At 61.5% G+C, this 22,968-nt stretch carries 16 protein-coding genes and 6 tRNA genes; 5 read left to right on the top strand and 17 right to left on the bottom strand.

From position 1 onward, the window contains the following. Nucleotides 1–32: 32 nt before the first annotated feature. Complete coding sequence (rraA, locus tag ACOSV0_RS12660) at nucleotides 33–527, bottom strand: ribonuclease E activity regulator RraA (protein ID WP_434106516.1); 495 nt, start codon at nucleotides 525–527, stop codon at nucleotides 33–35. Nucleotides 528–766: 239 nt separating this feature from the next. Between rraA and ACOSV0_RS12665 the strand changes: the two genes are divergently transcribed. Next, the gene (locus ACOSV0_RS12665; protein WP_434106517.1) at nucleotides 767–1,636 is read left to right on the top strand and encodes an AraC family transcriptional regulator; all 870 of its coding nucleotides are present in this window, start codon (nucleotides 767–769) and stop codon (nucleotides 1,634–1,636) included. A 90-nt stretch (nucleotides 1,637–1,726) separates the two neighbouring features. On the opposite strand, the gene ACOSV0_RS12670 is transcribed toward ACOSV0_RS12665, so the two are convergent. The 7 genes from ACOSV0_RS12670 to gltX all read right to left on the bottom strand — a co-directional run bounded on the left by ACOSV0_RS12670 (nucleotide 1,727) and on the right by gltX (nucleotide 4,662). Beyond that, nucleotides 1,727–2,191: a GNAT family N-acetyltransferase gene (locus ACOSV0_RS12670; RefSeq protein ID WP_434106518.1), complete on the bottom strand. Its 465-nt coding sequence runs from the start codon at nucleotides 2,189–2,191 to the stop codon at nucleotides 1,727–1,729. Nucleotides 2,192–2,345: 154 nt separating this feature from the next. Further along, a tRNA-Asp gene (locus tag ACOSV0_RS12675) sits at nucleotides 2,346–2,422 on the bottom strand. A gap of 82 nt (nucleotides 2,423–2,504) precedes the next feature. Next, nucleotides 2,505–2,580 (bottom strand) — tRNA-Glu (locus ACOSV0_RS12680). A gap of 61 nt (nucleotides 2,581–2,641) precedes the next feature. Next, nucleotides 2,642–2,718: transfer RNA gene (locus ACOSV0_RS12685), tRNA-Asp, on the bottom strand. A gap of 94 nt (nucleotides 2,719–2,812) precedes the next feature. Further along, nucleotides 2,813–2,888, bottom strand: a tRNA-Glu gene (locus tag ACOSV0_RS12690). Between the two features lie 166 nt (nucleotides 2,889–3,054). Then, nucleotides 3,055–3,130: transfer RNA gene (locus tag ACOSV0_RS12695), tRNA-Ala, on the bottom strand. A gap of 122 nt (nucleotides 3,131–3,252) precedes the next feature. Continuing rightward, nucleotides 3,253–4,662: a glutamate--tRNA ligase gene (gene gltX, locus ACOSV0_RS12700; protein WP_434106519.1), complete on the bottom strand. Its 1,410-nt coding sequence runs from the start codon at nucleotides 4,660–4,662 to the stop codon at nucleotides 3,253–3,255. A gap of 414 nt (nucleotides 4,663–5,076) precedes the next feature. Between gltX and ACOSV0_RS12705 the strand changes: the two genes are divergently transcribed. After that, nucleotides 5,077–6,036: a patatin-like phospholipase family protein gene (locus tag ACOSV0_RS12705; protein WP_434110260.1), complete on the top strand. Its 960-nt coding sequence runs from the start codon at nucleotides 5,077–5,079 to the stop codon at nucleotides 6,034–6,036. Between the two features lie 194 nt (nucleotides 6,037–6,230). On the opposite strand, the gene ACOSV0_RS12710 is transcribed toward ACOSV0_RS12705, so the two are convergent. From ACOSV0_RS12710 to ACOSV0_RS12735, 6 genes are all read right to left on the bottom strand, one after another. Then, the gene (locus tag ACOSV0_RS12710) at nucleotides 6,231–6,896 is read right to left on the bottom strand and encodes a C40 family peptidase (RefSeq protein ID WP_434106521.1); all 666 of its coding nucleotides are present in this window, start codon (nucleotides 6,894–6,896) and stop codon (nucleotides 6,231–6,233) included. Between the two features lie 136 nt (nucleotides 6,897–7,032). Next, nucleotides 7,033–8,631, bottom strand: coding sequence for an ABC transporter ATP-binding protein (locus ACOSV0_RS12715; protein ID WP_434110262.1), 1,599 nt, complete (start codon nucleotides 8,629–8,631; stop codon nucleotides 7,033–7,035). A gap of 32 nt (nucleotides 8,632–8,663) precedes the next feature. Then, complete coding sequence (locus ACOSV0_RS12720) at nucleotides 8,664–9,770, bottom strand: ABC transporter permease (protein WP_434106522.1); 1,107 nt, start codon at nucleotides 9,768–9,770, stop codon at nucleotides 8,664–8,666. After that, a complete protein-coding gene (locus ACOSV0_RS12725) occupies nucleotides 9,770–10,807 on the bottom strand; it encodes a microcin C ABC transporter permease YejB (protein ID WP_434106523.1) in 1,038 nt (345 codons plus the stop codon). The genes ACOSV0_RS12720 and ACOSV0_RS12725 overlap by 1 nt, the downstream gene beginning before the upstream one ends. Before the next feature lie 42 nt (nucleotides 10,808–10,849). After that, complete coding sequence (locus tag ACOSV0_RS12730; RefSeq protein ID WP_434106524.1) at nucleotides 10,850–12,823, bottom strand: extracellular solute-binding protein; 1,974 nt, start codon at nucleotides 12,821–12,823, stop codon at nucleotides 10,850–10,852. Nucleotides 12,824–13,202: 379 nt separating this feature from the next. Next, nucleotides 13,203–13,550, bottom strand: a complete 348-nt coding sequence (locus ACOSV0_RS12735; RefSeq protein ID WP_115780276.1) for a hypothetical protein — start codon at nucleotides 13,548–13,550, stop codon at nucleotides 13,203–13,205. Nucleotides 13,551–14,418: 868 nt separating this feature from the next. Here ACOSV0_RS12735 and ACOSV0_RS12740 point away from each other — a divergent pair. The 3 genes from ACOSV0_RS12740 (at nucleotide 14,419) to ACOSV0_RS12750 (ending at nucleotide 19,400) form a co-directional block, all read left to right on the top strand. Beyond that, complete coding sequence (locus ACOSV0_RS12740; RefSeq protein WP_434106525.1) at nucleotides 14,419–15,705, top strand: MFS transporter; 1,287 nt, start codon at nucleotides 14,419–14,421, stop codon at nucleotides 15,703–15,705. Nucleotides 15,706–15,724: 19 nt separating this feature from the next. Further along, entirely contained in the window at nucleotides 15,725–18,148 is a 2,424-nt protein-coding gene (locus ACOSV0_RS12745) for a TIM-barrel domain-containing protein (protein WP_434106527.1), read from the top strand. Between the two features lie 64 nt (nucleotides 18,149–18,212). Then, nucleotides 18,213–19,400 (top strand): porin, encoded by a 1,188-nt coding sequence (locus ACOSV0_RS12750; protein ID WP_434106528.1) that lies wholly within the window; start codon nucleotides 18,213–18,215, stop codon nucleotides 19,398–19,400. Between the two features lie 94 nt (nucleotides 19,401–19,494). Here the strand turns inward: ACOSV0_RS12750 and ACOSV0_RS12755 are convergent. The 3 genes from ACOSV0_RS12755 to tilS all read right to left on the bottom strand — a co-directional run bounded on the left by ACOSV0_RS12755 (nucleotide 19,495) and on the right by tilS (nucleotide 22,938). Beyond that, nucleotides 19,495–19,588: transfer RNA gene (locus ACOSV0_RS12755), tRNA-Ser, on the bottom strand. 213 nt (nucleotides 19,589–19,801) lie between these two features. Beyond that, nucleotides 19,802–21,052, bottom strand: coding sequence for an aspartate kinase (locus ACOSV0_RS12760; protein WP_434106529.1), 1,251 nt, complete (start codon nucleotides 21,050–21,052; stop codon nucleotides 19,802–19,804). A 395-nt stretch (nucleotides 21,053–21,447) separates the two neighbouring features. Next, on the bottom strand, nucleotides 21,448–22,938 hold the full coding sequence (gene tilS, locus ACOSV0_RS12765; RefSeq protein WP_434106530.1) for a tRNA lysidine(34) synthetase TilS: 1,491 nt from the start codon (nucleotides 22,936–22,938) through the stop codon (nucleotides 21,448–21,450). Between the last annotated feature and the right edge of the window lie 30 nt (nucleotides 22,939–22,968).

Below are 22,968 nucleotides of genomic sequence, written 5' to 3' on the forward strand. Positions count from 1 at the left end.
TACCAGTTTGTGCCCTGGCTGTTGCCGAGGCTTCAGTTCAGCGACGCGCTCGCTACCAGCACGCCGTCGATATCCGCATAGATCCATTCGCCTGGACGGACCAGCGCGCCCGGCAGTTGCACCGGTACGTCGCGCTCGCCCGTACCGAGCTTCTGGCCACGTCGTGGGCAGGTCGCCAACGCCGCCACCCCGACATTGACTTCATTGAGCTCCAACGTATCGCGCACGCAGCCGTTCAGCACGATGCCCGCCCAGCCATTCTGCTCGGCAATTTGCGCGAGGTTGCCGCCTACCAGCGCGCAACGCAGACTGCCTCCGGCGTCGACTACCAGCACCCGGCCCGCGCCCTTCTCCTCGAGCGTGGCGCGTACGAGCGCATTGTCTTCGAACACCTTGAGCGTGACCGCCGCGCCGCTGAAGCACTCGGCGCGACTGAAAAGATGGAAGACCGGGTCGAGGACGCGCAGCGTTCCGAGCGCCAGTTGCTCCTCGTGTGCGTCGCACAAGTCAGCGGTTGCAAAGCTCATGGGGGTCTCCTCGGGATCCGTGCAATCGGGACATTATGCAACGTTGACACGGGCGTAACACCTACAATGAGAAGCTTGGAGTGGTTTTGGGGCTGTGGTTTTGGGTCCGTGCCTTCGGGTCTATGCTCCCGGCGCTCTGCGCTTGAAGACTCGGTGGTGCCCAGGCGCTCCGTGCTCGTGAGTTCCGCATTTCCAGGCGCTGCGTTTTTTGAGTTCCGTCCATTGGATCGTTCTTCAACATGAATTCGCCCACTGACTCAGTCCAGTCGAGCCGGATCCGCTTCGCCGACATCCCGCCCGAGTTCCAGCCGACGCAAACGCACCCGATCCGCGTGCGCTCGCGGCTGATGCCTTCGGGCTGGCGTATCGCACGGCACACGCACGCGTGGGCGCAGGTGGCCTATGCGTCGCGCGGCGTGCTGCGGGTCGCAACAACCGGCACGACGTGGATGGTGCCGCCGTCCCGCGCGATCTGGGTGCCGCCACATGTGACACATGAAGTGGTCGCCGTCGAAGATGCATTTCTGCGCACGCTCTACATTACCGAAAGCACCGTTCCGGCCGGACTGGATACGCCGCGCGTGGTCGAAGTATCGGATCTGCTGCGCGAAGTCATCGCCGCGCTCGATACGCCCGGCATCTCGGCGACGCGCGAACAGTTGCTGGGCGCGCTCGCGCTCGACGAACTGACACGTTCCGAGCCACTGCCTCTGTCCGTGCCGATGCCCAACGAGAAGCGCTTGCGCGCGTTGTGTGAGGCGGTGATCGCAGACCCGACGAACGGCGATTCGCTCGAACAATGGGCATCGAGCGTGGGTGCCAGCACGCGCACGATTGCGCGGCTGTTTCGTCAGGAGTTGGGTGTGAGCTTTTCGCAATGGCGTCAGCAGGCGGTTCTGGCGCGCGCGATCCCGCTGTTGAGCCAGGGACGGCCGCTTTCGCATGTCGCGCAGGAGCTGGGTTATCAGAGCCAGAGTGCGTTCTCGGCGATGTTCCGGCGAGCGTTCGGCGAAAGTCCACGTGCGTTCATCGAGCGTGGCTCGGAGCATCGTGTGGAAAGCGGAGATCGTGGTGATGCAGAGGCAGACGAAGAGACCCTGCGCAAGTGACGGCGTCGCGCGCAATCGCCAGCCGCTCGGTGTCAGATGCGCAGTGAGTTAAACGTGGTGAACCAGACGTATTGAGTCAACCGCGCTGCGTCAGACACGCCGCGCCAGATGACGGATCGCCCCGAGTTGCGCCAGACGCGGTCCGGTCAGCTTGTACCCCTTGCGTTGATACAACCGCGCAGCAGGATTGTCGACGAACACGCGCAACTGCAACTCGCGCAGCCCGCGTTCGCGCGCCCACTGATGCGACATATCGAGCAGATACGTGCCGGCGCCGAGCCGCCGATGCCCTTCGGCAATCTGTACGTCGCGGATATGCAAGGAATCGCCTTCTTGCGTGATGCGCAGTACGCCGATCGGGTGGCCGTCCACTTCGAGAATGAAATTCTCCGACTCGCGCCAGCTACCGAGAAACAGATCGCCGCGCCAGACCAGATGGTGCCGGCGATAGTAGCCACCCATGTTATTGCGAGTCAGCGCTTCAGCGAACTCGAAATCGTCCATGCTGGCGCTGCGCAGATGAAACGGTGACGGAGCTTCGGTTGGATCGAACATGGTGGAACGGCGAAGATGAGTCGGGTCAACGGTAAAACAGGCCGCGCGCGCTGGCAATGGCTGTTTGTCCCGAGCATACCCGGACGATACCCAGGCGGACCCGGCTGCGGAAATAAAAAAAGCCCACTTCTTACGAAGTGGGCTTTCTAAAATCTGGCGGAGCGGACGGGACTCGAACCCGCGACCCCCGGCGTGACAGGCCGGTATTCTAACCAACTGAACTACCGCTCCAGATTTTTGCACCGTGGCTTGTGAGCTTTGCTCATTCGCCACCCGCACCGTTCAAACTTCCAACCGAACGACGCCGATGTTTTGGCGTCCCCTAGGGGATTCGAACCCCTGTACTCACCGTGAAAGGGTGATGTCCTAGGCCTCTAGACGAAGGGGACAACGTACTGCTTACACCTTTAATGAAAAAGCCCGTTCAAGTTTGTATGAACGGGCTTTGTCTGGCGGAGTGGACGGGACTCGAACCCGCGACCCCCGGCGTGACAGGCCGGTATTCTAACCAACTGAACTACCACTCCAGTTTGCCTATCATGACTTGCGAGCGTTGGTTTTTTCTCTGCAAGCTGCGCTGCTTTATTACTTCTTATCGAATACTAAAGCGACGCTGATATTTGGCGTCCCCTAGGGGATTCGAACCCCTGTACTCACCGTGAAAGGGTGATGTCCTAGGCCTCTAGACGAAGGGGACATAATCTTTTCAGATCTGTCTTTATCTTGCTGCCAACTCACTTTAACTTTCGGTTAAAGTTGTTTGCCTCAGCAGCAAAGACCAATATTCTAACTACGTTACCGCTGTTTGTGAAGTCTTTTTTGCTACAAGCTCCAGACTTCGGAACCACTTCACTCTGCTCTGATGGTGGAGGTAAGCGGGATCGAACCGCTGACCTCTTGCATGCCATGCAAGCGCTCTCCCAGCTGAGCTATACCCCCCTTGCAGAACAGAAACGAGATTTTAGAGGCCAATCTGCGCTTTGTAAATACCCTTTGAGCAATTGCATGCGACTTTTTTCGCAAGTCGCATGCAAACCATCTCAAGGCACGCACGAACGCGCTTAAGCCAACGCTTTTTCGATACGGCTCACGACAACATCGCGACCAAACAGCATCAGCACGCTGTCGATCGACGGAGTATGCGTAGTGCCCGCCACCAGCAGACGAACCGGCATGGCCAGTTGCGGCATCTTCAGCTTGTGCGCGCCGAGCGTTGCCTTCAATGCTGCCGCGATCGCTTCCTTGGTCCACTCGACCGTCTTGAGCGAAGCAGCCAGATCGGCAAGCGCCGGACGCACGACATCCGTGACGTGCTGCGCAAGTGCATCGGCTTCGGGTGCCGGCACACGATAGAACATCGCAGCGTTCTCGGCGATTTCCTTCACCGTCGACGCGCGATCCTTCAGCAAGCCCACCACCGACGTCAGATCGGCGCCCTGCGCGATGGCGGCTTCGTCGATACCCAGTTCAGCGAAGAAAGGCTTGGCGAGCGCCGCGAGGCGCGCGTTGTCCGCCTCCTTGATGTAGTGCGCGTTGAGCCAGTTCAGCTTGTCGTGATCGTACTGAGCCGGCGACTTGCCCAGATGCTCCAGATCGAACCATTCGACGAACTGCTCACGCGTGAAGATTTCCGCATCGCCATGCGACCAGCCCAGACGCGCCAGATAGTTGACCACGGCTTCCGGCAAAAAGCCTGCGTCGCGATAACCCATCACGCTCATTGCGCCGTGACGCTTGCTCATCTTCTCGCCCTGCTCGTTCAACACGGTCGGCAAGTGCGCGTAGACCGGCGGCTCGGCCCCGAGCGCGCGCAGGATGTTGATCTGGCGCGGCGTGTTATTCACGTGATCGTCACCGCGAATAACGTGCGTGATGCGCATGTCCAGATCGTCGACAACCACGCAGAAGTTGTAGGTCGGCGTGCCATCCGGACGCGCGATCACGAGGTCGTCGAGTTCTTCATTCGAGATTTCGATGCGCCCCTTCACGGCGTCGTCCCATGCAACCACACCCGTGAGCGGATTGCGGAAGCGCAGCACGGGCTGCACGCCCGCCGGCGGCTCCGGCAGGACCTTGCCGGGTTCCGGGCGCCACGTGCCGTCATAGCGCGGCTTTTCGCCGGCCTCGCGCTGACGTTCGCGCAATGCGTCCAACTCTTCCGTCGACATGTAGCACGGGTACACGAGCCCCTCGCCTTGCATCTGCTTGAGCACTTCGCGGTAACGGTCCATGCGCTGCATCTGGTAGAACGGGCCTTCGTCGATATCGAGGCCGAGCCATTCCATGCCTTCGAGAATGGCGTCGACCGCTTCAGTACTGGAACGCTCGACGTCGGTGTCCTCGATCCGCAGCACGAAGGTCCCTTTCATCTTGCGCGCGAACGCCCACGGATAAAGCGCGGAGCGAATGTTGCCGAGGTGGATGAAGCCGGTGGGACTCGGTGCGAAACGGGTACGGACGGAGGTGGTCATTAGCGGTTACTCGGAAGACAGGCGCCGGCGCCGTGGCGAACCTTGCCAGTGAAGCGCGGCAGCGGACCGTGCCCGCGCGGCAAAAAACGCCTTGCACGGACACGAAGGAAATAAATGCGAGAGCCGAATTATACCTTCCGAACCCGCGTTGCCTGCCCTCGTCCGAATGGCCAATGCCCGCACGCAAGATGCTCGCAAAGCGAGCTTCAGGACCCCCGAGGCCTTCCTCTGCAACGTTTCATTACAGGGTCCACGCGCATCCGGCGCTTTGATTTATGATGTGCGCGCGCTACGGGTAGGGATAGAACCGCAGTGTACGGAATCGCCGCCGGTGGTCCTGTCCGTTTGACTATCCGCCTGATCGCGGCACAGGTTGCGCCGATTGCGTCCCCCTGGCCGTTGCTGGAGAACCCGTTGAAACCGTCATCCCCTAGCCTCGCCCGCCGTAACTTCTCATTGGCGGCAGCCTCCGCGGTGCTGGCCGCCTGCACCACGACCGGCGGCAGCAAGACCGATAGCACGCCCATTGCTACCACGCCTACCACGCCCACCACCAACACACCACCGCTCGATAAACCGCCGCGAACGATCCGCGTCGGGCTCGCCCTGGGCGGCGGCGCCGCGCGTGGTTTCGCGCACATCGGCGTAATCAAGGCGCTCGAGGCGCGCAATGTCCAGGTCGATCTGGTGGCGGGCACGAGCGCGGGTTCGGTAGTCGGTGCGCTGTACGCCTCGGGAATGAACGGCTTCGCGCTCAACAAACTCGCGCTGACCATGGACGAAACCTCGATCAGCGACTGGGCCATGCCGTTTCGCACGCGCGGCTTTCTGCAAGGCGTCGCGCTGCAGAACTATCTGAATACGACCCTCAACAATCGTCCGATCGAGAAGATGGTCAAGCCGCTCGGCGTGGTCGCCACCGATCTGCGAACCGGCCAGCCGATCCTGTTCCAGCGCGGCAACACCGGCATCGCAGTGCGCGCGTCATGCAGCGTGCCGTCGATTTTCGAGCCGGTGAAGATCGGCGGTCACGAATACGTGGACGGCGGCCTGGTGAGTCCGGTGCCCGCCTCGTTCGCACGCAAGATGGGCGCGGATTTCGTGATCGCAGTGGACATCTCGCAGCGCCCGGAAACCGGCCTCACGGTCAGCTCGTTCGACGTGCTGATGCAGACTTTCACCATCATGGGCCAGACGATCAAGACCTATGAACTCGACAAGTACGCCGACATCGTGATCCGGCCGAATCTGGCGGCCATGAGCGGCAGCGATTTCTCGCAGCGCAATGCGGCGATCCTGGCCGGAGAGGAAGCGGTGGCGAAGATGATGCCCGAGTTGCAACGCAAACTGGCCGCGAGCCGCGTCGCGGCTTAAGCCGTCAGGACCGCGCCGGTTATGGCAACCGGCGCTTCTACTGGTCTTCACGCACACAGCGCGGCTACGGCCTGGGGTAAAGCGGCGCGAATGATTCGCCGACACGTATCGGCAAGCTCAAACGCAAAAAGCCTGCTTCGAAGAATGAAGCAGGCTTTTTTTCACACCCAAACAGCCGGTGCGAGCCGAATCAGTTACTGATTGCCGCCGATCGACGCATTCACGCGCTTGCGCAGATCTTCACCTTCCTGATAGGAGGTCTCGATCCGGCGTGCACCCGTAAAACGCTTTTCCCAGTAGCCGCTATCCAGATCGTCGACGCGGATCGTGCTGCCCGTGGAAGGCGAATGCACGAACTTGTTGTCGCCGATGTAGATGCCGACGTGCGAGAACGTACGGCGCATCGTATTGAAGAACACCAGATCGCCCGGCTTCAGGTCGCTGACGCGAACCTTTTCGCCCACGCGGCTCATTTCCTCGGCGCGGCGCGGCAGTGCCATACCGAGCGTGTCCTGGAACACGTAGCGAACGAAGCCGCTGCAATCGAGCCCCGAATCGGGCGTATTACCACCCCAACGGTAGCGAACGCCGATCATGTTCAGCGCGCCGACCACCACGTCGCCCGCTTTGCCGGCCATGCCGGACAGGAACGATTTGGCACCGCCGTCGCTATCAGGGGCGGTGGATTGCGAATTGAGGGGAGACAAAGAATTCGACCCGCTGGGGGTCGAATATGAGGCATTCTGATTAAAACTGCTTACTTCGTCGGCGAAAGCGCCGGGAGCTGCTGCCATCAAGACGCCAATGAACATCCCGGCGACGACGCGCGTGCAAGCCTGGGTTAGGTTTCTGTGCTGCATTGGTCGGTATTTTTTGCCTGAAAATCAGTGGGCTACGGAAAAAGTTTGGTCGATACTAGCCAGTAAGTATTCGTGTGTCAAAACAAATAGAAAAATACAATCGAGACACGCACCCAATTGGTGAAAGAGTGCAAAATCAGTGGTCAAGCGCCGCTTTCAGCAGCTTTCGAGTGTAAGGGTGCGCCGGTGTCGCAAAAATCTGCTCAACGTCGCCGCTTTCCACGATCGAACCGTTTTGCATGACCGCGACACGATGCGCCATTGCGCCGATCACGGCCAGATCGTGGCTGATGAAAACGAAACCGAGGTTGTACTTCTGTTGCAACCCGGCGAGCAGCTTCAACACCTGCTGCTGGATCGACACGTCGAGCGCACTGGTCGGTTCGTCGAGAATCAGGATGCGCGGCTCCAGCACCAGCGCGCGCGCAATCGCAATCCGCTGACGCTGGCCGCCGGAAAACTCATGCGGATAGCGGTACAGCACGGTACGGTCCAGACCGACTTCCCGCAGGACCGACACCACCTTGTCATGCCGCGCCTCCCGGCTCATTTGCGGCCGATGCAGCGCCAGCCCTTCGCCGACGATCCGTTCGATGGTCTGGCGCGGCGACAGCGAACTGAACGGGTCCTGAAAGACGACCTGCATATTCGAGCGTAAGGCGGTCTGTTCAGCGCCGCGATAACTGCCGAGCGCCCTGCCCTGAAATTCGATCTCGCCGTGCGCGGTGCGCTGCAGACCGAGCAAGGCCATCGCGAGCGTCGATTTACCTGAACCCGATTCGCCGACAATCCCCAGCGTCTCGCCCTGGCGCACCGACACGGTCGCATCGGCGACGGCTCGAAAATGTCTGGAGCGGAACCAGCCGCTCACGCCCGGCAGTTTCGTTTTGAAATCGACTGAAACATCGCGCGCTTCGAGCAGCACCGGTGAAATCGGCAGCACGGGGACCACCGTGCGCTGCGGGCGGCTCGCCAGCAGACGTTGCGTGTACGGATGCTGCGGCGACTCGAACACCTGCTCGACCGTTCCGCTTTCCACGAGTACACCCTTCTCCATCACCGCGATGCGTTGCGCGAAATGCCGCACCAGATTCAGGTCGTGCGTGATCAGCAGCACGGCCATGCCGCGTTTCTCGGCTTCGTCGCGTTGCAACTCCAGCAGCAGCTCGACGATCTGTGCGCGAATCGTCACGTCGAGCGCCGTGGTCGGCTCGTCGGCGAGCAACAGGCGCGGGCGGCACGCGAGCGCCATCGCGATCATGGCGCGCTGCCGCTGACCGCCCGAGAGCTGATGCGGATAGCTATTCACGCGCTTGCCGGGCTCGGCGATGCCCGTGCGCCCCAGCAACGCCACCGCACGCTTACGCGCCTCGTTCGCCATGACGCCGTCGTGCACGACGATCGTCTCCGCAATCTGGTCACCGATCGTATAGAGCGGATTGAGCGCTGTCATCGGCTCCTGAAAGATCATCGCGATGTCCGAGCCGCGCATGCCGCGCATCTCGCGCTCGCTTTTGGCGAGCAGATCTTCGCCGTCGAAACGAATCGACCCGCTCACTTGCGCATCGCTCAACAGACGCAGGATCGACAGCGCGGTCACGCTCTTGCCCGAGCCCGATTCGCCGACCAGCGCGACCCGCTCGCCGCGCTGGATGGCGAGCGTCACGTCGTTCACTGCGACCGTATCGCCGAAGGTCACGTGCAGACGATCGAGTTCCAGCAGCGGCGGCGTCATGCCGTGTTGTCCGTTGTTGTCCACCGTGGCGCTCACTGGTTGCCTCCCGCGCGCATGGCATCGGCGATACGGGTATCCAGCGCATTGCGCAGGGCGTCGCCCATGAAGGTCAGCAGCAACAGCATCGTGACCAGCACGCCGAAAGTGGATAGCGAAATCCACCATGCGTCGAGATTCGCTTTGCCTTGCGCAAGCAGTTCGCCCAGGCTCGGCGTGGGTGAAGGTACGCCGAGGCCGAGAAAGTCGAGGCTGGTGAGCGCGAGAATCGAGCCGCTCATGGTGAACGGCAGAAACGTGATCACCGGCGTCAGGCTGTTCGGCAATATATGCCGCCACATGATCTGCCAGTTCGACAGACCGATCGCGCGTGCCGCGCGCACGTAGTCCTGCTGGCGATTGCGCAGAAACTCCGCGCGCACATAGGTCGCGAGGCCCACCCAGCCAAACAGCGACAGCAGCACGATCAACAGAATGAAGCCCGGCTCGAAGATCGAAGCGAAAATGATCAGAAGGTACAACTGTGGCATGGCGCTCCAGATTTCGATCAGCCGCTGCCCGACAATGTCGATACGTCCTCCGAAATATCCCTGCACCGCGCCCGCCGCAATCCCGAGTACCGTGCCGATCAAGGTCAGCACCAGCCCGAATTCGACCGACACGCGAAAACCGTATAGAAGACGCGCGAACAGATCGCGGCCGCGGTCGTCGGTACCGAGCCAGTTGTCACGCGACGGCGGCGCCGGGTTCGGCGCCTTCGAGAAATAATTCAGCGTGTCGTAGTAGTACCGGTTCGGCGGATACACCGCGAAGTTGCCCGGCGCATCGAAACGATGCTTGATATACGGATCGAGATAATCGGCAGGCGTCGGGAAGTCGCCGCCGAAGGTGGTCTCCGCGTAGGTCTTGAACATCGGAAAATACAACTGTCCTTCGTAGCGCACGACGAGCGGCTTGTCGTTCGACCACAGCGGCCCGGCGAGGCTCGCCGCAAACGCGACGACGAAGATGACCAGGCTCCAGTAGCCAAGGCGCTGCTGGCGAAAACGCTGCCAGACACGACGCGCCGGCGTTGGCGAGACGAATGCGCGAGCCGGTTCGGTGCGCGCCGCCGCATCGGCGGAAAGGCGGGCTCGATTCATCAGCGCTCCAGTTGTTCGAATTGGATGCGGGGATCGACCCACACATAGCAAAGATCGGAAATCAGATTGGTCGCAAGACCGATCAGCGTGAACAGATACAAGGTGCCGAGCACAACCGGATAGTCGCGCCGCACCACCGATTCGTACGACAGCAAGCCGAGTCCGTCGAGCGAAAACAGCGTCTCGATCAACAGGCTGCCGGTGAAAAACGCACCGATAAACGCCGCCGGAAAACCGACGATCAACGGCAGCAATGCATTGCGAAACACATGCTTCCACAACACGCGCTTTTCCGACAACCCTTTGGCGCGCGCGGTCAGCACGTATTGCTTGCGGATCTCGTCGAGGAAAGCGTTTTTCGTCAGCATCGTGACGACGGCGAAACTGCCGACCACCGAGGCCGTGATCGGCAACGCGATATGCCACAGATAATCGACGATCTTGCCGCCCACACTCAACTGCGCCCAGTTATCCGACGTGAGATTGCGCAGCGGGAAGAGCTGCAGGAAGCTGCCGCCACCGAACAGCACCAGCAACAGCACGCCCAGCACAAAACCTGGAATGGCATAGCCGACCAGCACGACGAGGCTCGTCGCGATATCGAACCGCGAGCCGTTGCGCACCGCTTTGGCGATGCCCAAGGGCACCGATATCAGGTAGGTCAGAAAGAAGGTCCATAAGCCGATGCTGATCGATACCGGCAACTTCGAAACGATCAGCGACCACACGCTTTGGTGGCGGAAATAGCTCTGACCCAGGTCGAAGGTCGCGAAGCGCTTTAGCATCAGCACGTAGCGTTCGAGCGGTGGTTTGTCGAAACCGTATAGCACTTTCAGTTGCGCGATCTGCTGCGCGTCGACGCCGCTATGCGTGCGCAGACCGAACGGCGCACCGTTCTCCGCGCCTTTGCGCAGCTCGTGCTGCATCTGTTCGACCGGGCCGCCGGGAACGAACTGGATCACGGCAAAGGTCAGCGTCAGCACGCCGAGCAAGGTCGGGATCATCAACAGCAAGCGTTTGAGGATGTAGCTCCACATGGCGTCGTTTCCGGTGCGAAGGCGGTGAATGAATGGACGCGTTCAGTGCGACTGCGCTTGCGGCTGTTGCGGTTGAGGTTCCGCGTACCACCACGTCGACGTAATCCAGCCCTCGGCGCCATAGTACAGAGGCAAGGTTCTGGGCCACGCGAGACCCCGCTTGAACGCTACCCGATGCGTTGCGCTGTACCACTGCGGAATCACATAGTAGCCATGCATCAGCACGCGGTCGAGCGCGTGCGTTGCGTCGATCAGTTGCTCACGCGTTTGGGCATGCACGAGCGCATTCAGAATCGCGTCGACAGCCGGCGACTTCAACCCGATCACGTTGTCCGAGCCTGGCGTGTCCGCGGCCTTGCTGCCGTACCGGTCGATCTGCTCCGAACCGGGCACCTGCACGTCCGGCATGCGGATCGTGGTCGTGTCGAAATCGAACGCGTCGAGTCGCTTCTGATAGACCGCGAAGTCGGACACGCGAAACGTCGCGGTGATGCCGAGCTTCTGCAGATTGCGGATGAGCGTCGCGACGATCGGCTCGAACTGCGCGGACGAGCCGGAATCGTCGAGAATCTCGAACCGGAACGGCTCGCCTTTGGCGTTACGCAATGCGCCGTCGCGATAGGTCCACCCTGCCTGCTGCAACAACGCGCGCGCCTGCAGCAGATTGGCGCGCAGCGAGCCCGGCGGATCGGTGTCCGGCTGCTTCGGCGGCGGACCGAACACGGCTGGATCGAGCTTCGCACGCCACGGGTCGAGCAGCGCCAACTCGCCAGGCGTTGGCAGCCCCTTCGCCTGCAAGTCCGTATTGACGAAGAAGCTGTCGATGCGCGTGTACTGATTGAAGAACAACTGGCGGTTCAGCCACTGAAAGTCGAGCGCGAGATCGAGCGCCTTGCGCACCCGCACGTCCTGGAACAACGGCCGCCGCGTGTTGAGCACGAAGCCCTGCATGCCGGTGCCGTTATGTTGCGGAAATTCGCGTTTGATCAGCTCGCCGCTATCGAACTTCTTGCCGACGTCGCGCCGCACCCAATTGCGCGCGACATATTCGACCAGTACGTCGTACTCGCCCGCCTTGAAGGCCTCGAGCCGCGCCGTGTTATCCGAATACAGCTTGTAGACGATCCGGTCGAAATTGTTCGTGCCGACCCGCACAGGCAACGCCGCCCCCCAATAGTTCGGATCGCGCCGGAAGGTAATCGTGCGGCCATTGTCGTATTGATCGATCAGGTAGGGTCCGCTGGCAATGGGCTTCTCGAACGCCAACTGGTCGAACGCGATCCGGCTGCCGTCCGGCTTCATCCCCCATTTGTGCGAGAACACCGGCATGCTGCCCGCCAGCAGCGGCAACTCGCGATTGCGCTGGCGAAACTCGAAACGGATCGTGTGCGGGTCGACGACTACTGCGCGCGTGATCTCGCCAAAGATCGACGCGAATTGCGGCGCGGCTTGCGGGCTTTTCAACGTGTCGAGCGAAAATTTGACGTCGTCCGCGGTGACCGGATCGCCGTTCGAAAAGCGGGCGCGCGGATTGATGTGGAAGGTGGTCGACAGACCGTCGGGCGCAATATTGATGTCGTCGGCGAGCAGGCCGTAGGCGGAGGCCACTTCGTCGCTGCTGCCGATGGTCAGGCTTTCGAACATCAGATCCACGCCCGGCGCGGTATTGCCGCGCAGCGTGAACGGATTGAATTTATCGAAGCTGGTAAGCCGGCTCGGATTCGCCATCACCAGCGTGCCGCCTTTGGGCGCATCCGGGTTGACGTAGTCGAAGTGCTTGAAACCGGCCGGATATTTCGGCTCGCCGTATTGCGCGATCGCATAGACCGCGTGAGCCTCGGGCGCTGCGAGCAAACCGGCCACCACGCACAGGCCGCACAGTACGCCGGCGCACACCGACCGCCAGGAGTCAGGTACAAACCGCCGCACAACCGGAAGACCGACACGCGATAGCCCGTGAATCACGCTGCATCGAAGTGCACGAGGCGTTTTAGCCCATCGCGAGCCAGTTGTCATAGGGGCCTTGTTGGTCAGTGGGCAATTGCAATCTGAAAGAATTCTACCCAATAACCCGCGCAATCCACACATCTCATCTGAGCGACGTTCACGTGCGTGGTCGCAGACCCCATCGGGAGGAGCTGTGGGCTTCCTCGCCGGTAAACTTCCTCCTTGCTGACCGGCCTGCTGTCGAACCATTCGATTGCTGCACGGCGTCGCGCAGGCTTGCCGGCGCAAAAACGCCGAACGCGCGATTCCAAGCTACAACAGCACGGGCCTCGCCAAGGTTTCGCTCGAGGCAAGCGTGTGTAGCCGGCGCAATAAAAAAACCGCCCTGGCCTGGGCGGTTTTTTATTCACGGCTGGATCAGCCGCGACGATCTGGCTTAGTGCCAGCCTTAATGCCAGCCGCGACGATTGTCGTAGTGGTCACGGCCGTAGTCGTAACGGCCCGGGGGATGATGGCGATACCAGTCATCACGCGCCCAGTAGCGACGGCCATCCCAGTAGCGGTCGCCGTGCCAGCCGATCACAATCGCCGGACCGCCGTAGTAGACGGGAGCCGGTTGATAGACCACTGGCGGCGGAGGCGGGGGCGGCGGTGCATAGACCGGCGCGGGGGCCACGTAGACCGGCGCGGGAATGCCGATGTTGACACCAATGTTGAGCCCACCGGCCATTGCAGCACCCGACGCAGCCAACCCGAGAACCCCGATCAGAAGTGGAACAAGACGTGCGGACTTCATTGATCACCCTTTTGAAGAATGTGTGTTGTTGGCCGAAATATAACGCAAGGCAGCCCTCCGCGTATTTCAACTTTGTAATAACTGATGCACAACATCGCAGTGCCGGCCGCCCGGTTACGTCTCGTTACATTGACCCAAAGTTCGGTGAAAAGGTAGTGACGGTGTAATCGGACCACCACTCCGTTAGTCACCCATTTGCCGATGGTTTTTCCTATCGGTCATTGATCATGTCTGCCTCAGGGGCGATTCTGGCGTGGCTCCCGGATGCGCCATGGCAATCCGGCCGCTTGCTCCACGATCAGCCTTGGGACCGCGATACTGCCGACGCATCAAAATCAGTAGGATGTCGAAGTATTCATGCGGCACGGCACGTATCCGGCAAGTAATGGAATAACGGATCTGGCCGGACTCCAAGGTCCACCCATTTCCCGCCGCCTCAATCGCCCTCGCCTTGTCGCGCGTCCGCGACCCTCCTCCATAGGCCGGTGACATGGGATTGCAAAACGGCATGGCGGCGTTGCAAAGCATCGCCTGCCGCCCCGCCACGCTGCAGCCGCGCTTACCACGACGCCCGGCTGCACCCATTCGCGCAAGATGCCAAAAACGAACATCCGATGTTCGAAAGAACATTCTCTCAATATTTCCATGTCACCGGTCGTCCGACCTCATCATCCAAAAATCCTCCAAAAAACACCCTATTCAGTAGATATTTCAAGAAACTCAACCACTTAAACCATGGTTTTCCCTAGTACTCCCACGCCATACTAGTGATACGATGACTGACACTAAACGCAGATAAATGTTCGAATTCGAGCATTCCTGGCGTCCAACAGCCAGTCAGTAGATACATTGGGTACGGAGACAGATTTTGAAAACAATCATTGGTTTGCGCTGGTGGATCATCGCGCTCGTCTGTGCCGGGACGATCATCAACTATCTGTCGCGCAACGCCCTCGGCGTGATGGCGCCCGAGTTGACGAAGCTCCTGCACATGAGCACCAAGCAGTATTCGTACGTCGTCGGCGCTTTCCAGATCGGCTATACGATCATGCAACCGGTGTGCGGCCTGATCATCGACCTGATCGGCTTGCGCCTCGGTTTTGCACTGTTCGCCTGCCTTTGGTCGCTGACCGGCGTGTTGCACGGTTTCGCGAGCGGCTGGCTCTCGCTGGCGGCCTTGCGCGGACTCATGGGATTGTCGGAAGCCGTCGCCATTCCGGCTGGCATGAAGGTGGTCGCCGAATGGTTTCCGAACCGCGAGAAATCCGTGGCGGTGGGTTACTTCAATGCGGGCACGTCGCTCGGTTCGCTGCTCGCCCCGCCACTCGTCGTCTTCCTGTCGTTGAGATATGGCTGGCAAAGCGCGTTTGCGGTGACGGGTGCGCTCGGCTTCGTCTGGGCTGCCGTCTGGTACGTGCTGTACCGCTCGCCGGCCGATCACGCACGCATCAGCGCGGCGGAGCGCGAGACGATCGTCAGCGGACAAACGCCGGGCACGCCGCAACGGCGCAGCATCCGCGAAGTGCTCCGTACGCGCCGGTTCTGGGCCATCGCCCAGGCCCGTTTCTTCGCGGAACCCGCGTGGCAAACATTCAGCTTCTGGATTCCGCTTTATCTCGCGACGCAACGCCACATGGATCTGAAACAGATTGCGATGTTCGCGTGGCTGCCGTTTCTTGCCGCCGACCTTGGCGGCCTCTTCGGCGGCTATCTGTCGCCGCTCCTGATGAAGCATTTGCGCATGCCGCTGATCGCGTCGCGTATCGCGGGTGTCGTGCTCGGCGCGTTCATGATGCTCGGACCGGCATGTATCGGCCTCGTCGCCTCGCCGTATCAGGCAATCGCGCTCTTCTGCGTGGGCGGCTTCGCGCATCAGATGATCTCCGCGCTCGTCAACACCCTGGCAGCGGACGTGTTCGACTCCAGTGAAGTCGGCACCGTCGCAGGATTCGCCGGGATGTCCGCGTGGATCGGCGGCCTGGGCTTTTCGCTGCTGGTCGGCGCGCTGGCCGATTCGATCGGCTACACGCCGCTATTCGGCGCCCTCGGTGCTTTTGACCTCATCGGCGCCACCTTGCTAATCATTCTGATGCGCGGCGTCTCCAGCGACGCGCGTCCGCGTCGTATCGACAACAACGCCAGCACGGCTGCGTGACCTCACCCAAAGACACATCATGCGTTCCCTGACGAATCTGAAACACCCGCCGCGTTTTTCACTGTCCTCCCAGAACGGCAATCACATCGTGCTCGCCGCGCAGGAGAACTGCCGGATTGAACTGTTCGTTCTCGCCGACGACATCATCCGGGTACTCGTACTGCCGGACGGCGAAACGCGCGGTCCGCGAACCTGGTCTATCGCGCCGGGCGCGGACGACGCACCACTCGAAGGCCGCGATCGCCGGGACATGAGCGATTTCACGCCGCCCAGCTTCGACGTATCGACCCAGGCAGGGCACGTTGTCGTCGAAACGTCGCGCATCCGTTTGACGGTCACGCTAGACGGCGGATTCTGCGCGTGGGACATCCTGCACGACGCGACGTGGCATCGCGTGATGAACGACAGGAAGACTCAGGCGTACAACTTCGGCTGGTGGGACGAGCGCGTGTACCACTACATCGAGCGGCGCAAAGGCGAAATGTATGTGGGTCTCGGTGAGCGCGCCGGTTCGCTCGACCGCGCGAACCAGTCCTACGAAATGCGCAACATCGACGCAATGGGTTATAGCGCACGCACAACAGACCCGCTCTACAAGCACATCCCCTTCTACATCACGTGGCAGCCGGAAACGTCGACAGGCTTCGGCCTGTTCTACGACACGCTTGCCGACTGCCGCTTCGACATGGGCCGCGAGCTCGATAACTACCACGGCCACTACCGGCACTTTGTCGCCGAGCATGGTGATCTGGATTATTACTTCATCGCGTCGGCGGCCACGCCCTTGCATGCGGTGCGCCGCTTTACGTGGCTGACCGGACGCCCGGCCTGGATGCCGAAATGGGGGCTCGGCTATTCCGGCTCGACGATGAGCTACACCGACGCGCCCGACGCGCAGCAACGCATGGGCGAATTCATCGAACGATGCAGCGAGCACGACGTGCTGTGCGATTCGTTCCATCTGTCCTCGGGCTATACGTCGATCGGTCCGAAGCGCTACGTGTTCAACTGGAACCACGAGAAGTTTCCTGACATCGACGGCTTCGTGCAGAGCTATCTGGAGCACGGCGTGCGTCTGTGCGCGAACATCAAGCCATGTCTGTTGCAGGACCATCCGGCGTTCGACGAAGTGGCACGCGCCGGCTTGCTGATCGCGTCGCGCGACGGCGACCCGGCGTGGGTGCAGTTCTGGGACGAAGTAGGCGCGTATCTGGACTTCACGAATCCCGCCACCATCGACTGGTGGAAAGCGCGCGTGAAAGACAGTCTGTTGAAACACGGTATCGCCGCGACGTGGAACGACAACAATGAGTTCGAGATCTGGTCGCCCGACGCGATGGCCCAGGGCTTCGGCCAACCATATCCGGCGCGTGAGGCGAAGGTGCTGCAAACGCAGTTGATGATGCGCGCGTCGCACGACGCGCAGCGCGAATACGCGCCGGACCGCCGGCCGTTCCTCGTGTCCCGCTCGGGCGGCGTCGGCATGCAACGCTATGTGCAGACATGGTCCGGCGACAACTTCACCTCATGGGAAACGCTGCGCTTCAATCTGAAGATGGGCCTCGGTCTCGCCATGTCCGGCGTCTCGAACAGCGGCCACGATATCGGCGGATTCTCAGGCCCGGCGCCAGGTCCGGAACTGTTCGCCCGCTGGGTCGCCTTCGGCATCTTCCTGCCGCGTTTCAGCATTCATTCATGGAACGACGACGGCACGGTCAACGAGCCCTGGATGCATCCCGAAGTCACGCCGCAGGTGGCGTCGCTGATCAAACTGCGATACCGGCTGATCCCTTACCTGTACGAATTGCTATGGCAATCGCACAGCGCGTACGAGCCGGTACTGCGCCCCATGTTCGCCGAGTTTCCGCATGATCCGCACTGTCTTGCCGACGGCGACGACATGATGCTCGGTTCGTCGATGCTGGTCGCACCGGTAGTCGAAGCAGGTCAATCGACGCGCGACGTTTATCTGCCGGCCGGCACGCATTGGGTGTCGTACTGGAGCGGCGAGGTGTTCGAAGGCGGTCGGACGGTGACCCTGCCGGCCCCGCTCGAACAGCCGGTGACCTTGCTGCGCGAGGGCAGCGTGATTCCGTTGAACATTGCGGAACAACACTTCGGCCGTCCTGCCGACGAACGCGCGTTCATTGCCGTGCCGCATGCCGGCGCGGGCATCGCTCGCGGCGGCTGTGTCGAAGACGATGGCGAAAGCGAAGCCTGGCGCACAGGCGCGCAAGGCCGCTGGAACGTCACGATTACAGGCGATGCAAGCACGCTCCGCATTTCAATCGTCCGCGAAGGCTGGGTCCAGCAGCCACAACAGGAAGTTCGACTGTTCGTGCCGGCAAACGAAGTGCGCACGGCCGTCTGCGTCGACAGCACGCTGGTCGCCGACCACACGGTTGACGGCTGGCGCTGCCTGACGATTTCCATCGCTCACTAACAAAGCATGCACCACCACCCCGAAGCGCAACGCTCACCTATCTAATCCGGAGACCCGCAAAACCATGAACTCATTGAAGCGCGCGCGTACACGCGCATTCGTCCTCTCGTGCCTGCCGTTGGCGGGCGCCGCGCTGTCAACCGGCGCGTCGGCGCAAAGCAGCGTGACGCTGTACGGCGTGGTCGATAACGCGTTCACGTATGTCAGCAATCAGAAGGGGCATTCCAACTTCTACATGAGCCAGGGCAACCTGCAGGCAAGCAAGTTCGGCCTGCTCGGTTCGGAAGACATCGGTGGCGGCACGAAGGCGATTTTCAGGCTCGAAAGCGGTTTTAACTCGCTCACTGGCGCGCAAAGTAGCTCGGGCTACATTTTCAATCGGCAAGCGTACGTTGGCCTGACCAATGACAAATACGGGACGGTGACACTCGGCCGTCAATACACGCCCTACTTCCAGATGGTCGGCGCACTCGGGCCAACGGGCGTATTGACGGGCGCGACAGGCGCGCATCCAGGCGACGTCGACGCGCTCGACACCACGCTGCGTCTCAACAATTCGGTTACCTATCTATCGCCGAACCTCGCCGGTTTGCAATTCAGTGCGCAGTACGGCCTAGGCGGTGTGCCGGGCAGCGTGGCCAGCGGCAGCCAATTCAGCGCGGCACTTCGCTACGACTATCAACCGTTTGCGATCGCGGTGGGCTATCTGAAACTGAAAGATATCGCGACGAGCCAGGCGCTGGGTACCTACGCCGTCAACTCGCCGGTGAACAGCGGCTATGCGACAGCACGCAGCGCGCAATTGTTCGCCGCGGCGGCTCGCTACACTCATCAGGACCTGATGGTCGGCGTGAACTATTCGAACGTGCAGTACGCGCCGGGCTCCGGTTCGCTGTTCACCGACGAAGGCGTGTTCAATACGTACGGTCTGATTTCCACGTATCGGATCACGCCGGCCATCACTGTCGGCGCCGGCTACAGCTACACGCAGGCAAGCAAAGCGAATGGCATCAGCGATGCGGCCCGCTATCACCAGATCTCGCTCGAGCAGACTTACAACCTCTCTACCCGCACCACGTTGTACGCACTGGAGGCGTATCAGCATGCGCACGGCAAGACGCTGGTTGCAGCGGGCAGCACGGGGACGAGTATTACTGACGCGGTAGCTGTGGTTGGCGACTCGCAGAATACGACGCCTTCGTCAGGGCCGTCGCAATTCGTCGGCATGGTGGGGTTGCGGCACGCGTTTTAATGGCGATAGCAGGTCCTGCCGCCGCATAAATTGCGAGCCGAAAAAACAAAAACCCCGCAGAGCCTAGACTCTGCGGGGTTCTCTCTACCACTTCTGGCGGAGACGGAGGGATTCGAACCCTCGATCCAGGTTTTGGCCCAGATGCTCCCTTAGCAGGGGAGTGCCTTCGACCTCTCGGCCACGTCTCCCAAACTTTCGGTTGCGCAGGGAGTCAGCGCAACGAAGCCAAGATAATAGCGGGCCGAACCGCGAAGGTCAATGTCTACCGCACATTTTTTGTGCCAGGTTTGTCGTGGTTGACGCAATTTATTCACATTCACATCATCACATTCACCCCGGCCACGCGCACGGTAAAGCATCAGAGATGAGGCGCGCCTGTACGCCCCACCCCGTGCGGCAAATTACGCCTGATCCAGTTCGAACGCCTTATGCAGCGCGCGCACGGCGAGCTCCATGTACTTCTCGTCGATCAGCACCGAAATCTTGATTTCGGAGGTCGAGATCATCTGGATGTTGATGCCCTCTTCCGACAGCGTGCGGAACATCGTGCTCGCGATACCCACGTGCGAACGCATGCCGACGCCGACCACCGACACCTTCGACACCTTCGGATCGCCCAGCACCTGTTCAGCCTGCACGTGCCCCTTCACCTGGCCCGTGAGGATGTCCATGGCGCGCTGATAGTCGCCGCGACCGACCGTGAACGTGAACGCCGTTTTGCCCTCGACGCTCTGGTTCTGGATGATCATGTCGACGTCGATATTCGCGTCCGCCACCGGGCCGAGAATCTGATAAGCGATGCCCGGCTTGTCGGGCACACCCATCACGGCGATACGAGCTTCGTCGCGCTGGAACGCGATGCCCGAGATGACTGCTTTTTCCATGGTCTCGTCTTCTTCAAAAGTAATCAGGGTGCCCGACTTCATTTCGGCGTCGAGCGGGATGAGCGGATCGGTCAGGCTCGACAGCACGCGCGTCTTCACCTGATATTTGCCGGCGAATTCCACCGAGCGGATCTGCAGCACCTTGGAACCCAGGCTTGCCATTTCCAGCATTTCTTCGAACGTCACGCGATCGAGGCGGCGTGCTTCTTCCACCACGCGCGGGTCGGTCGTGTAGACGCCGTCGACGTCCGTGTAAATCAGGCACTCGTCGGCTTTCAATGCGGCAGCGACTGCGACAGCGGACGTATCCGAGCCGCCGCGCCCCAACGTAGTGATGTTGCCTTCAGGGTCGATACCCTGGAAGCCGGTAATCACCACCACCTTGCCTGCGTCGAGATCGCGCAGTACGCGCTCGCCGTCGATTTCGCTGATGCGTGCTTTCGTGAATGCGCTATCCGTTTTGACCGGCACTTGCCAGCCGGCGTAGCTGACCGCGTCGACGCCGGCTTCCTGCAGCGCGATCGCCAGCAGACCCGAGCTGACCTGCTCGCCCGTGGCGGCGATCATGTCGAGTTCGCGCGGGCTCGGCTGACTCGTGATCTCTTTCGCGAGACCGAGCAAGCGGTTGGTTTCGCCGGACATTGCCGACGGCACGACGACCATCTTGTGGCCGGCCTTATGCCATTTCGCGACGCGCTTGGCGACGTTCTTGATGCGCTCGACCGAGCCCATCGAGGTGCCGCCGTATTTATGTACGATGAGTGCCATTGTCGTTCTGAACTGGAGGATAAACCGCGCTGGCGCGCTGGAGACGACCGCACAAAAGCACAGGGAGCGCAACGTCTTGTGAACGACGGCAAAGTGTGTGGCGGCGTAGATGCAGCGCGCGTGTAACACGCGCGGATTTGCCCGGGAATGATCGCTAGTGGCTTACCGGAAACGACGGATCACGCTCGCAGGCCGGCAAATACGACAAAATTGACAAAAGCGACGGCGAAATCGGGTCGGGCAAACAAGCTAAATTACCCGATCGAGCGCAAAAAGACAAGCCGGAATGCCCGTCGAATGGCCCGGATTATGGGCTGCGAAGGCTTATCCGGCATGGTTTTGCGTCCTATTTCCGGGCTCCGCCGGCCAGATCACCTGCCCGTCCGATCGGCCGGTCAGGCGATCAGCAGGTCGTCGCGCCAGATGATCCTGACACGCGGTTCAGCCGCATCCACCTGCCCGGGCAACGCTGCGCGATTCACGCCGAGCAGGGGCACGAACAGCAGGTCGCCGCCCACGTAAAGCAGCGGCACGTCGCGCTTCCATGCAGGAATGCCATGCTCCTGGAACAGGTTTTTCAGCGTACGGCTCGGGCTGTTTTGCGCAGCGCCGGTGCGCATCCGTTCGCCGCCGCTGCGCGATCGCGCGCTCAACACCGCCCGGCGTAGCACGCTGACGGGAAGCGTATCGGGATCGGCCGGCATGGCACCTGCATTGCCGGCGGCATCGGGATCAGCGCCGGCTTCCCCGCCCGGATTCGCATCGACAGCGACGAACACAAAGGTGCCGCGCCATTGCGGCAGGCGCCAGATCGTTTCGCCTTGCCAGGTAAGCTCGCTGACGGCGCGCCCGGTGAGCGCGGTTTCGTCGGCAGGTTCGCTGCTATCGCCCGCTTCCCAATAGACGAGGCCACGATAACTGCGCAACGCCTGCCCCGCATGATCGATACGCAGGCTGTGGCCCTCGCCTGCCTCGCTGACTTCGCGCAACTGGCGCAAAGCATCGGTAAGACGTGCGGTCGATGCCGCGACCAAACCCAGCGTGCGCATCCAGTAGCGCAACAGGTTGAGCGCACGATCGTCGTCGAGGGCGAGCAGCGCGTCCTGCGATAGCGCGCGGCCTTCATCGCGTGCTGCTGCGTCCAGATCGATGCGCGCGAGATCGTCGAGCAGACGTTGCGCCGATGCCGCGTGCGCCGCCGTGCGCGCGAGCGCGTCGCGAAAACCAGGAAAGTGGATGGCCAGCGCCGGCGTCACCTCGTGGCGCAATGCGTTGCGCGCGTAACGGGTGTCCGCGTTCGATTCGTCGTCGATCCAGCGTAGATTGCGAGCGCTCGCGTACTGCTCGAGTTGCGTACGCAGCAGGTGCAGCAGAGGCCTCACGCGCACCGCAGCGGCACCCGTCGGCAAGTACTCGGGCGCCATCGCGGCAAGACCCGCCAGGCCCGCGCCGCGCAGCAGTTGCAACAGCACCGTCTCCGCCTGGTCGTCAGCGTGCTGCGCGAGCCATAGCGTGTGAACGGCGCGTGCTGCGCACATGACGTCCAGCGCACGGTAACGCGCATCGCGCGCCGCAGCCTCGACACTCACACCACTGTCTCGCGCCACGTCCACGCGCTGCGCCGCGAATTCAACGCCGTGTTCCCGCGCAAACGCTTCGCAGTGCGCGAGCCACTCGTCGGCGTGAGCGCTGAGGCCATGATGCACATGCAGCGCAACGCAACGCGATGCGCCGGCAGCACGCACAGCCGCATCGAGCAATACGCTCGAATCGACGCCGCCACTGAACGCAATCGCAATGCGCGCGTTCGCAGGCAACGCGGACAGCGCGATGCCGACCGCCTCGAGAACGAGGCGGTCGGCGGGCGAATCGGCGGTGGGAGTCACGTCGCTAGCGCGTTACGCGCTGAAGGACGA

The sequence above is a fragment of the Paraburkholderia caffeinilytica genome, from assembly GCF_051027425.1.
Lineage (GTDB): Bacteria > Pseudomonadota > Gammaproteobacteria > Burkholderiales > Burkholderiaceae > Paraburkholderia > Paraburkholderia caffeinilytica_A.